The 12785-nt window shown below is 38.6% G+C and carries 8 protein-coding genes; 2 read left to right on the top strand and 6 right to left on the bottom strand.

The window, feature by feature from the left end; translation table 11 throughout:
- The first annotated feature begins 47 nt into the window (after window positions 1–47).
- Together RGB74_RS09260 and RGB74_RS09255 are read left to right on the top strand one after the other, a co-directional pair.
- Entirely contained in the window at window positions 48–1256 is a 1209-nt protein-coding gene (locus RGB74_RS09260; protein ID WP_310762698.1) for a styrene monooxygenase/indole monooxygenase family protein, read from the top strand.
- Window positions 1257–1720: 464 nt separating this feature from the next.
- On the top strand, window positions 1721–2770 hold the full coding sequence (locus tag RGB74_RS09255) for an NAD(P)/FAD-dependent oxidoreductase (RefSeq protein ID WP_310762697.1): 1050 nt from the start codon (window positions 1721–1723) through the stop codon (window positions 2768–2770).
- Between the two features lie 485 nt (window positions 2771–3255).
- On the opposite strand, the gene RGB74_RS09250 is transcribed toward RGB74_RS09255, so the two are convergent.
- From RGB74_RS09250 to RGB74_RS09225, 6 genes are all read right to left on the bottom strand, one after another.
- Entirely contained in the window at window positions 3256–4260 is a 1005-nt protein-coding gene (locus RGB74_RS09250) for a FecCD family ABC transporter permease (protein ID WP_310762832.1), read from the bottom strand.
- Entirely contained in the window at window positions 4260–5303 is a 1044-nt protein-coding gene (locus tag RGB74_RS09245) for a FecCD family ABC transporter permease (RefSeq protein WP_310762696.1), read from the bottom strand. The genes RGB74_RS09250 and RGB74_RS09245 overlap by 1 nt, the downstream gene beginning before the upstream one ends.
- 26 nt (window positions 5304–5329) lie before the next feature.
- Window positions 5330–6271 carry an iron-hydroxamate ABC transporter substrate-binding protein gene (locus RGB74_RS09240; protein ID WP_310762695.1) on the bottom strand — a complete coding sequence of 314 codons (942 nt, stop codon included), beginning with the start codon at window positions 6269–6271 and terminating at the stop codon, window positions 5330–5332.
- 70 nt (window positions 6272–6341) lie between these two features.
- Window positions 6342–7154, bottom strand: coding sequence for an ABC transporter ATP-binding protein (locus tag RGB74_RS09235; RefSeq protein ID WP_310762693.1), 813 nt, complete (start codon window positions 7152–7154; stop codon window positions 6342–6344).
- 194 nt (window positions 7155–7348) lie between these two features.
- Window positions 7349–10801, bottom strand: coding sequence for a methionine synthase (gene metH / locus RGB74_RS09230; protein ID WP_310762692.1), 3453 nt, complete (start codon window positions 10799–10801; stop codon window positions 7349–7351).
- Window positions 10794–12656, bottom strand: a complete 1863-nt coding sequence (locus tag RGB74_RS09225; RefSeq protein ID WP_310762691.1) for a bifunctional homocysteine S-methyltransferase/methylenetetrahydrofolate reductase — start codon at window positions 12654–12656, stop codon at window positions 10794–10796. Before RGB74_RS09225 ends, metH begins: the two co-directional genes overlap by 8 nt.
- Window positions 12657–12785 lie beyond the last annotated feature (129 nt).

Raw genomic sequence — 12785 nt, 5'->3', positions numbered from 1 at the left:
AATTTGTTTTATTAAAAATAGACTGAGAGCGTTAGAGGTTAATTGAAATGGATACGATACGAAAAGGAGCGATAATGTTGAAAAAGCAGATTTGTATTGTCGGAAGCGGAACAGCAGGATTGCAGCTTGCTTATGCACTTAAAGAAGATTTTAAAGTAACAGTTTTTCACGCTAAATCTCCTGAAGAATTGCGCAGCGGACGGGTAATGTCTACTCAAGTACACTTTGGACCTACTAGAACAAGAGAGAACCGTTTTCATATGCTAAAATGGGATGATCACAATCCTATAAAAAGTATCCATGTAACAATTGGCGAACAAAAGCTATTTACAGGTATGTTAAAGGAAGATGCATTATCAGTGGATCAACGGCTTTATTTTTCACAATGTATGGAGGATTTAAAGAATAAAAGTGTTTCGTTTCATGAAAAGAAAATAGAAGATAATGATGTTGAGTCGTTGGTTAATAATTATGATTTAGTGATAGACTGCACGGGGAAATCCGGTCCTCTCTTCTCTTTTCCTATTGAAGAAAAATTTACTCCGTTTGAAGTTCCACAGCGTAAATGTATCGTAGGTTATTTTTTAGGAATACAGCCTAATACCCCATTAGGTGTAAGCGTAACAGTTCTTCCTGAAATCGGTGAAATGTTTGAAATTCCTGCGATTACTGAGCAAGGTCCAGTAACAATCTTGTTTATTATGGCCGTTCCTGATAAAGAACTTGATGTCTTTAAAGGGATTAAAGATGCTGTAGAGTTAACGGACAAGATGAAAAGTACAGTGAAAACCTTTTTCCCTATGATTCACGAACGAATAGATGCGCAATCATTTTCACTTTCAGATAAAAATGCTTTTCTTCAGGTAGCAATTAAGCCAGAAATTCGAAAGCCTTTTGAAATGTTTAATGAAAAGCTAGTACTTGCCTGTGGTGACAGTGTATTTCTGAATGATCCGATTACTGGACAAGGCTGTAATCTCTCTTCATATTGTGCAGAACAACTATATGAAACGTTAATTGAATTCAAGCATTCAAAATGGGATAAAAAAATAGGAGAAAACTATTGGAATCGGATTAAAACATATGTAAAAGAAGTGACTGAATGGACAAATGCAATGACACTGCCACTTCCACAGCATGTCATCCAAACCTTAATTGCTGGAGCTGATGATCAAAGTAAAGCCGATCTAATAGCAGAATGGTTTGCTGATCCTCCAAAAGCGCATGAAGTCTTTTTTGAGAAGACCAGTGTTTAACACTTGTGAATCATAAGAGTTAGTTAATCGATTATGCAATGTTCGTAGTAATATGAGATAAAATGACCCAATGAATTTATGTAATTATTAAAAATGCTCAGCTATCTCAATCTGAGCATTTTTTATATTATTATTTACTTTATGTATCTCAAATAAGTGCCTGTTCTAGCGTTCCCCCTTTTTCAATCTACCTGGAAGTGTCCAACCTCCCCTTTGTTATTAATCATAAGGACCTTTTCACCCTTATAAATATGAGCAATGGTATACCTCTACTTATTTCTATCAACGTTATCATACCTTTTTAACATGTATTTTCCACTAGCTTTAGTAAAAATTTGAAGATTTCCACCACCAAAGTTAATTTTTTTCTTAAATCTAAATTTTTATTGTAAAAATGTGAGGTTCATTATATATTTAATTGAGAATGATAATCAATGTTATTTGTTTCCTAAGGAGGAACATTTATGGAAAACAAAGCTATTTTTGATGTGACAATTATCGGTGGAGGACCAGCTGGTCTGTACTCTGCCTTTTATAGTGGATTAAGAGAAATGAAGACAAAAATTATAGAGTATCAGCCTCATTTAGGCGGCAAACTTCATGTATATCCTGAGAAGATGATTTGGGATGTTGGCGGTCATCCCCCTCTTCCTGGTGCAAAGCTTATCGAAAAGCTTGTAGAACAAGGACTAACCTTTAATCCAGAAGTTGTTTTAAATGAAAAAGTTGAAATGATTACACGAGATGATGAAGGCAACTTTGTCTTAATAGGATCTAGTGGTGAACGGCATTTTTCAAAAACAGTCATTGTTGCTGTCGGAAGCGGTATCTTAAATCCACAGAGGCTTGATATAGAGGGTGCTGAGAGGTTTGAAGTTTCTAATTTGAACTACACTGTTAAATCACATAAGCAATTCAAAGATAAGACTGTTGTTATTTCAGGCGGTGGAAATACAGCCATCGACTGGGCGAATGAGTTAGTACATATCGCAAAAAAAGTTTATCTTACTTATAGGAAAGGAACACTAGCAGGTCACGAAGCTCAAGTTACACAACTTATGAATAGCTGTGCAGACTGCATCTTTAATACATCAATCTCTAAGCTGTTTGCTTGTCCTAACCATGAAGTAATTGAACAGATTGAATTAACAAATCATTTGACAGGTGAAGTTTCCTGCCTGCCTATCGATGAAGTGATTATTAATCATGGCTATGAACAAGATTCATCATTGCTTGGGAATAGCGACTTGAATATAGAGATTGCTGACAACTTTTATATCGCCGGAAATTCAAACAGTGAATCGTCAGTTCCTGGTATATTTGCTGCAGGTGACATACTTAAGCACGAAAGTAAATTGAACTTGATCGCTGGAACGTTCCAAGACGCAGCTAACGCCGTGAATAAAGCTAAACAATTCATCCATCCCGATGCTCAAACAGCGGCCATGGTATCTTCTCATAACGAAGTATTTAAAGAACGCAATCGTGAACTAGTCAAGCAGATGATTCATTAAAACCACAACCTAACTTTTCAGGTACCTGTCCCAATAACATAAAACAGCCCAAGTCACTAAAAACTGAGCTGTTTTTTATTTGTATATAAAATGGGAGCTCTGTTCTATATTTGAAATTTATATTATTCCAATAACCATCAACTTTTTTTCTACTTGTACAGGGCACTATAATTCTTCAACTCCCTCTAGCTCTAGTGGCAATTACAATAACCGATGTGAGAGGTACTTCTTTAACTGACGAAAATGTACGTATCCTCAAATCTTCTAGGCACTATTCGTGTTGGAAAATCTTTTCAGGAATTGCTGCAAGCGAATAAAAACAATAATGGTTTTAAGCAACACCACACATTAACTTTAATATTTAACACATAGCACTTCCATAAGTTGATGTGCTATTTCAAATTGAAGATAAGTAGAGTTCTACTTTGTATATAAAAAAATCCATCTATTCCTTATTTGGATTAGATGGATTTTCATATCACTCTCTATTTTTTTGCAAGTAAATACATGAAATATGGTGCTCCAATAATGGTAACGATTATTCCAGCGGGGATTCCGCTTGGATCTAATATTACTCTTCCTATTGTGTCTGCTGTAAGAAGCAAGATTCCTCCAATTAATGCTGCAACCGGAAGAGACGCTTGATGCCTGGGACCAACAAGTGATCTCGCAATATGTGGAGCCATCAATCCAACGAATACAATCCCTCCACTTACGGCAACAGATGCAGAAGCTAGCGCAACGGCGATCATGATCAAGATTATACGTTCTCTTCCTACATTGACTCCGACACCAATCGATACATTCTCATGAAGATTCAGTGTGTTCAGCACATTAGACTTTAGAATTGTGAGCGGAATTAATATGAGGATCCAAGGTAATAACGAAAGTACAAACGTCCAGTCATCTCCCCATATTCTTCCCACCATCCAATTGGCCATAAACGAGTAGTCTTCCATATCTAATCTTGTTGATAAAGTCAACGTTGCACCATATAATGCAGAAGCTAAGCCTACTCCCACAAGCACAAGTCTTGTCGGCTCAACCCCTTCCCCTTTTATGTAAGACATAAAATAGATGACAGATGCAGTTGCCATTCCGCCTGCCAAAGCAAATAGCGGAAGAAGATATATGAACCTAGTAGTTTCAACCGTGAAAAACAGTATATATACCACAACCATCAAACCAGCACCGGCATTAATTCCTAAAATTCCAGGTTCAGAAAGTGGATTCTTCGTCAAACTTTGAAGGATAGCACCAGAAACAGCGAGTCCCATCCCAGCTAAGGTTGCGACTAAAATCCTTGGAAGTCTAAATTCAAAGAGTATTAAATTTTCTCTTGGTGTTCCATGTCCAATTATAGTTCTAAACAGTTCTGAAGGAGTTAATGATGCAAAACCTGTGGCTACACTTATAATGAATATGGCTATAAGCAATAAGATCGCAATAAGAATAGTTACTCTTCTTCTCTTAATCTGGTTTGCGTTCATCATGATAGTTTTCTTCCTCCTTTTCTTGCAAGATAAAGGAAGAAAGGAACTCCAATCATGGCTACTACTGCTCCAACTGGTGTTTCGTAAGGAGCGTTTATCGTTCGAGCAAACGTATCCGCTAACACCATTAGCACACTGCCAAAAATGGCCGAACATGGGATTATCCAACGGTAATCCGTTCCAACAAGAAATCGGACTATATGCGGAACCATCAATCCTATAAACGCAATAGCTCCGACAAGTGATACTGCTGCGCCTGCAAGAACCAGCACGACTGTCATTAGAATGACTTTTGTTAATAATGTTCTCTGACCTAGTCCTTTAGCTACCTCTTCTCCAAAGCTGAGAATTGTAAGCTGTCTTGAAAAGGCAACTGCAATTATGATACCTATAATGACTACCGGTACTATAAGCTTAAGCTGCATCCAATTTGTACCTGAAACACCTCCAGCTATCCAGAAGGCGAGGTCTTGAGAAAGGTTAAAATATAGTGCTGATCCTTCGCCTAAAGAAGAAAGGAGTGCAGAAACAGCTGCACCTGCCAAAGTGATTGTGATAGGAGAAAGTCCGCCTCTGCTCATCGATCCTAAACCGAATACCATACCTGCACCAATTCCAGCGCCGATAAAGGAAATCATCATGACTGAAAAATAGTCTGCTTCTGCGTTAAAAGCGAACACACATGCAAGAGCTAAACTCGCTCCTGCATTCAAACCAAGCAACCCAGGGTCTGCAAGGGGATTTCGAGTCATCCCCTGCATAATAGCTCCACTGACAGCGAAAGCAGCACCGACAATCGCCGCACCGAGTTCCCTCGGTAATCGCAGGCTGACGATAATACGATCAGCCTCTCTACTAGGATCATAATTTAAGATCGAATTCCATACTGTAAGAAAATTAATCTTGGCAGCTCCAACTGAGATAGCAAGACCAATACTCACAATCAGTAGTACGAATCCAATCAACAAAATGGCTGAGCCTACTGCCGGTCTCGAATACACTTTATTCTCTTTTATCAGCTTGGTCTTTGTTTTGAACATGGCATATTTCCTTTATAAATCTATTATTATTTCTTTTTTGTTAACTTTTCTACAATGAAATCTAATTCTTTTTCTAAAGAAATTGGATCATTGAAATAGAAGGATTCTGAATCAAATTTAATCGCATTTCCGTTCTTAACAGCAGGAAGCTCTTTCCAAACATCTGACTCCATGAATGAATTATCCGGATTGCCGGCACCTGTTCCGACAAAGATATAATCTCCAGCGTATGTTGGGATCACTTCTGTAGAGATTGCTTTCCAGCCAGGACCGAATACATCTTCTTCTAGTTTCTTAGGTGCTTTTAGTTCAAGAGCTTGGTAGATGACTTCTGTTCCACGTCCCCAGTTTTCACCGTAAACATACATATCTTTACCGTATGCTTCCATTACCATGAATGTCTTGTCTTCACCGATAGCGTCTTTAACTTTTTTGCTAGCATCTGCTGCTTTCTGTTCCCACTCTTTTACCCACGCTTTCGCTTCTTTTTCTTTGCCAACTATTTTTCCGATTTCAATATGCTGTTCTTTATAGTCGTATTTGTCATAAGTCATTGTGGCAGTTGGAGCAATTTCTTCATATTTCTTAATATTCTTGTCATCCGAATATGTAATGATTAAATCAGGGTTTAGTTCTAATAGCTTTTCATAAGAATCAGCTGTAACTACTTCAGCATTGTCCAGTTTGTTTCCATAGAATTTGTTTTGCTTTGGATATTCGTTTACGGCGATTGGTGTAATTCCTAAATCTAGCAAGTTACCAGCGTACGTGGCAGCCATCATCGCTACACGTTTTGGTTCAGCAGGTACTTCCACATCTCCTTTTTCACCTTTATAGATTCTTGTTTCTTTCTTAGATTCTTTTTTCTCAGTACTTGTGTTTTCTGATTTATTACCGCACGCAGCAAGCAATAATACTAACAGCATAGTCATAAAGCTAAGTAAAATTTGTTTTGTACGTTTATTCATTTTTGACATCCTCCAATATATGAAAATAAAAATCATTCTCAATTAATAATAAAAAAGAAAAGGCGAAAGATTACGCCAGGTTCTCTATAAGCTGAACATTTTTAATAAGATCATACGTAAGACATATTGGTTTTCTTGTTCTTGGATCTATACCAATCTCGGCATCAATATTGAAAACATTTCGAAGCACATTACGTGTCATCACTTCTTCTGCTGTTCCCTCTTTCAGAACAGCTCCGTCTTTCATCGCAACCATATGATGAGCAAATCTCGCTGCATGATTCAAATCATGAATGACCATTACGATTGTTCGTTTTTGATCACGGTTCAGCTGGTGCAATAACTCAAGAACCTCTAATTGATGAGACAGATCCAAGTATGTAGTCGGTTCATCGAGTAATATTATATCTGTCTCTTGTGCTAAAGCCATGGCAATCCATACACGCTGACGCTGACCACCTGAAAGCGCATCAACAGGCCGGTCCTTAAACTCAGAAACTCCAGTGACATGAAGAGTCCAGTCAATCACTTCAAAATCTTTTTTTGAAAGTTTACCAAACCCCTTTTGGTATGGAAATCTCCCATAAGAAACAAGTTCTCCAACTGTAAGTCCTTCGGGTGAATCTGGCGATTGAGGCAAGATAGCCATCTTTTGAGCAATTTTCTTTGTAGACTCTTTACTTACGGATTTACCATCGAGGTAAACAACTCCAGATTTCGGATTCAATATACGCGACAACGTTTTCAGAACCGTTGATTTTCCGCAGCCATTTGGACCGATAATGGTTGTAATCTTCCCATCTGGTATTGAGATGTTAAGATCTTTTACTATGTCCCTTTCACCATAAGCAATATTTAAATGTTCAGCATACAGTCTGGACATACTCTTTGCCCTCCTTTAATACCGTTTATCGTAAATATTTTTCAATTGAAAATGATTATCAATCTCGTTTCTCATTTTATTGAATTACCTTGTGTGTGTCAATAGGTTTTTCCAACTTAACAAAAATTACAAAGAAAAATCACAACGGTAATCCGTTGCGATTTTTAAATTAATTGTGCTATTTTTTCTTTTTATTAACTCAACACATTGAAATATCGAGCTTCTGGGTGTGCAAATACGATAGCTGAAACAGATGCTTCTGGTTCCATCATGCAGCCGTCTGTTAGCTGTATTCCGATATCCTCTGGTTGAATCAGCTTAAATAGTTTTTGCTGGTCTTCAAGTTCAGGACATGCGGGGTAACCAAAAGAAAAACGCTGTCCTTGATATCGTGCAGAAAAACGCTCTCTCATTGTAAAGTCTACAGAATCAGGGAACCCCCATCGGTCTCTCATTTGCTGATGAATGAGTTCAGCAAAGCCTTCTGCTGTTTCAAGTGCTAATGCTTGCAGTGCATGACTTTCTAAAAAACGTCCTTCTTGCTTTAATTCCTGTGCAAGTTCACGTATACCAGTGCCTGCTGTTACAGAAAAGAAACCAACATAATCCATTTCCCCGCTCTCCTTTGACTTAAGGTAGTCGGCTATACACAAATACGGTTCTTTTGTTTGACGAGGAAAGTCAAATCGTTCGATTATCGTTTTTTGATCGGCTGGATCGTAGACGATTACACTTTCGTCATCTGATTGCGCAGGGAAAAACTGATACATAGCAGATGGATTGATTAAATCTTTTTCTTTTGCTTCTTTTAGAAGATTATCAACGAGGGATTTAATCTCCAGTGTTTTTTCGTCTTTTTCTTCTATTAATCTTGATATCTTCCCTTTTATCCCAAGATGATGACCTAACAGCATCTGCAAATTGATGTAAGGCTGAATATGGGATAATGAATAGTTACGTAATATGTGTCTTTTCGTATCCTGAGGAATGTGTACAGACACTGATTGTGAAACTTTTGAACGAACTTTAACAGCCGTTGCCGTAGCTGCGCTGCCTGTAGAAACACCCATGTCTAATGCAATCGAAACTTTCTTTTCATTTTGTTCAATGGTGAGCCTTTCACAATCTTCAGGCGTTTGTAGTTGATTGGCAAGCGACAGTCCTTCCATAGCATCTTTTGCGTATAATACCATTCCTTCGTATTCCTTAGATATTTTTGTATCTGTAAATTTTCTAGATAAAGCGGCGCCTCCTACTAGTATTGGAGTTGATATATCTGCCTCTCGCATATCATTTGCTGTTAATACCATTTGCTGGGCAGATTTCACGAGTAGACCTGACAGTCCAATGATATCTGGTTTGTTTTTCTTTACCGCTTCAATCAGTTCCAAAGGAGTGACTTTGATTCCTAAATCGACCACTTGAAATCCGTTGTTGCTCAATATGATATCCACCAAATTTTTGCCAATATCATGGACGTCCCCTTTTACCGTTGCTAACAACACCTTTCCTTTTGATGAGGATGCATCATTTATCTCCATGTGCGGTTCTAAATGAGCTACAGATGCTTTCATGACTTCTGCACTTTGAAGTACTTCAGCTACAATGAGCTGGTTATCGTTAAATAGCCGGCCTACTTCCTTCATACCATCCATGAGTGGTCCATTTATGATTTTAAGTGGTGTCTCATACTGATTTAACGCAATTTCTAAATCAGGGATTAACCCCTCTTTTGTACCTTCTAAAATATAATACTGAAGTCTTTCTTCGAGCGTCATGTTCGGAAGCTGTGACTTTGTTTCTTTCTTTTTGCCCCGATAAAAATCAGTAAAAACAGCAAGTGATTCTTCGGTTGTTTTAAAAAGCAACTCATCAGCCATCGTGATTTCTTCTTTTGATATGGAAGCATAACGTTCTAGTTTTTCTGTGTTGACAATGGCGTAATCTAATCCGGCTTGTGTACAGTGATATAGATAAACGGCATTTAGAATTTCACGGCCAACAGGGGGAAGTCCAAATGACACATTACTTACACCTAGTATCGTTAGGCACTCCGGAAACCTCTCTTTAATAATTCGAATTCCTTCCACCGTTGCGTTCGCTGATCCGATATATTGTTCATCACCTGTTCCGACTGGAAACACAAGTGGATCAAAAATAATATCAGATGGAGAGACGTTATATTTGTTAACTAGCAAATCATAAGATCGTGCAGCAATTTCTAATTTACGATCTGCTGAAACACCCATTCCTTTTTCATCGATCGTCCCAACGACCACCGCAGCTCCATACTTATGAAGAAGCGGGATCACTTTTTCGAGACGTTCTTCTCCGTCTTCTAAGTTTATGGAGTTTATGATTGCTTTCCCTTGAGAGTATTTTAGTGCAATCTCCAATACTTCTTCATCCGTCGAATCAATCACAAAAGGAATCTTTACTTTTTTCACCACTTCTTTCATGAATTGCTCCATATCTTCTTTTTCATCACGATCGGGATCTGCTAAACAAATGTCTAATACATGCGCTCCGCCCTTTACTTGAGCTCTTGCAACTTCTGCAGCTTCCTCAAATTTTTGCTCGGCGATTAATCGTTTGAATTTTCGTGAACCGATCACATTCGTCCGCTCACCAACCATGATGGGACGCAATGTTGGATCATCATAGATAAATGGCTCAATTCCAGACACCATGTGCGTTTTATTTGTTTGCCTTTTGCGTGGCGCATACTTTCTCATTACGTTAGATAAAGCTTCAATATGCTTTGGTGTCGTGCCGCAGCATCCACCAACAATATTTAACCACCCTTTTTCAGCAAAACCGGATAATTTCTTTGCTAATGTTTCAGCTGTCTCATGATAATTGCCTTCTTCATCTGGAAGTCCTGCATTCGGGTAACAGCTTACTGCAGTCGATGCCAAATCAGAAAGTGATCGGATATGATCTTGCATAAATTCCGGTCCTGTTGCACAATTCAAGCCAACTGCAATAGGATTCATATGTTTAAGAGAAATATAAAATGCCTCTATATTCTGACCAGCAAGAGTTGTTCCCATCGGTTCAATCGTGCCGGATATCATTAAAGGGAGTCGTTTTCCACTGTCCGAGAACGCTTGTTCGATTCCAAGAAAACCTGCTTTTACATTGAGCATATCTTGGCTAGTTTCTAATAAGAGGAGGTCTGCCCCCCCGTCAATAAGACCGCGCGCTTGCTCTGCGTATGCATCTCTTAAAACATCAAAAGTCGTTCCGCCTGTTACACTCAGCGTCTTCGTAGTGGGACCTAATGAACCTGCGACAAAACGCGGCCACTCCGCAGTTGAAATTTGATCAGCCGCTTTTTTAGCAAGTTCTGCTCCAATCTTATTTATTTCATAGGCTCTAGCTCCAAGATCATACTCATCGAGTACGAGATCCGTACCTCCAAAAGTATTGGTCTCTATAATGTCTGCTCCTGCTTTTAAATATGTTAGATGAATGGATTCAATTACAGAAGGAGCTGTGATATTTAGATATTCATTACACCCGTCATATTCTTCACCTCCAAAATCATCGACAGTAAGCTGTGCTTGCTGCAGCATCGTTCCCATTGCGCCATCCATAATTAAGATTTTTTTGTTTAGCTGTTGTTGGAATATATCATTAGGCATTCTGAGACCTCCTTACAAGTTGAAAAGGACTGTGAGCTCGGGCATAATTTGCTAGTTCGACTGTTAGTTCATAACGCATGAAGGGGGTAATAAGATAGATTCCGTTAAATAACTCCATAGCAGTATCCAATAAAGACTTTGCAATAAATAAACCTTCCTCTGATGCCTGCTTTGGATCATTCTTATATTTTGCCAAACGCTCTCGTACCGAGTTTGAAAGTTTGATACCAGGTACTTCATGGTGAAGAAATTCTGCATTCTGACTGCTGATGAGCGGCATGATACCGATATATATTGGTTTATCGATATGGTTAACGGCTTCATGTACTTTGATGAGCTGCTCTTCTGAGAAAACAGGCTGGCTAATAAAATAATCCGCTCCGCATTCTATTTTTTTCTCTAATCGCTCAACCGCTTTATCTATATGCCTTACATTCGGGTTAAAAGCGGCTCCGACAGAGAATGAAGTCTTTTCACCAAGATCTTTTCCTGATAACGAGACACCTTCATTAAATTGCTTGATCAGCTTAATCAAATCAAAAGATGTTACATCATAAACCGAAGATGCACCTGGAAAATCCCCAATTTTAGTAGGATCTCCTGTTACGGCGAGAATTTCGTTAATACCATTTGTGTGAAGTCCCATCAAATGCGACTGCAATCCGATTAAATTCCGATCTCTGCACGTAACATGAACGAGCGGCCGCAAGTTCACCTGTGATTGAACGATGGATCCAAGAGCAGAATTACATATTCTTGGTGAAGCAAGGGAATTGTCCGCAAGAGTGAGTGCATCAATGCCAGCCTTTTTGAGCGCATTAGCTCCTTCCATAAAACGAGTTGTGCTCAACTTTCTAGGCGGGTCTAATTCAACAATGATTGATTGCTTATTTTTCACCTGTTCATGAAGCGGTGTTATCTTTGGTTTAGCAGGAGAAGACGGTGGCTGAACAACGATTTTTTTATGTTTTTTCATTATTTCTTTCTCAGTTATCGGTTCAGCATCCTTTAGTTCTTCAGAGAACGCTCGTATGTGAGCTGGAGTTGTACCACAGCAACCGCCAAGTAACCGAATACCTTGATCCCGAAAGGCGCGGGCACATTCTTTAAAGTATTCGGCATCGCTTTCATATTGCAGCTTTCCATCATTATAAGAAGGAAGACTGGCATTCGGGTAAGCAGAAAGGTAGGCGTGTTTTTGGATTGGGACTTCTTCAAGTGTTTTTAGCATATGATAAGGACCAAGTCTGCAGTTAAGACCTACAATATCTGCTCCACTCGCTTCTAATTTAGCGAGTGCTTCTGTTATCGGTGTTCGGTCCTGCATAATACCTACTTCCTGCAAAGATACCTGGGAGATGATAGGTAGATCTGTTTCTCTTCTAGCGATTTCTAAAACAGTTTGCAATTCTTCTAAATCATAATACGTTTCTAATAAAATACCATCTACATTCTCCATTAAAAGACAATATAATTGTTCACGAAAGCTGCGTTTCACTTCTTCCATTGGTATTCTATTTGGTTTAATTCCACGGATACCGCCAATTGTTCCCACAACATATTCATTATTTTTCGTTGAATTTCTGGCTAACTGAACAGCTGCACTGTTTATTTCCTTTACTGAATCTTGGAGCCCGTAACGCTCAAGTTTGGAATAGTTTGCTGCATACGAATTCGTTTGAATGATATTTGCTCCGGCATCTATATAGGCATGATGGATATTCAGAATTTGATCAGGCTGTGAGAGGTTGAGTTCTTCATAACAAAAGTCTGTTCCATAAGAATACAAGAGTGTGCCCATAGCACCGTCACCAATCAAAATTTTGTTTTGTTTTAAATCTGTTAATATACCCATCTTCTGCCTCCCATAAAGATAACTTGGCTGAATGACTGAACTTTAACCATCCGCCTTAGTAGCGCTAATACGATCGACTTAAATTACTTTCAACGCCGATTTCAACCTTTTGTGACAAGTTGCTTTTAA

The sequence above is a fragment of the Bacillus sp. NEB1478 genome (assembly GCF_031582965.1).
Classification (GTDB): domain Bacteria; phylum Bacillota; class Bacilli; order Bacillales; family Fictibacillaceae; genus Fictibacillus.
This window is presented reverse-complemented; position numbering and strand designations above follow the sequence as displayed.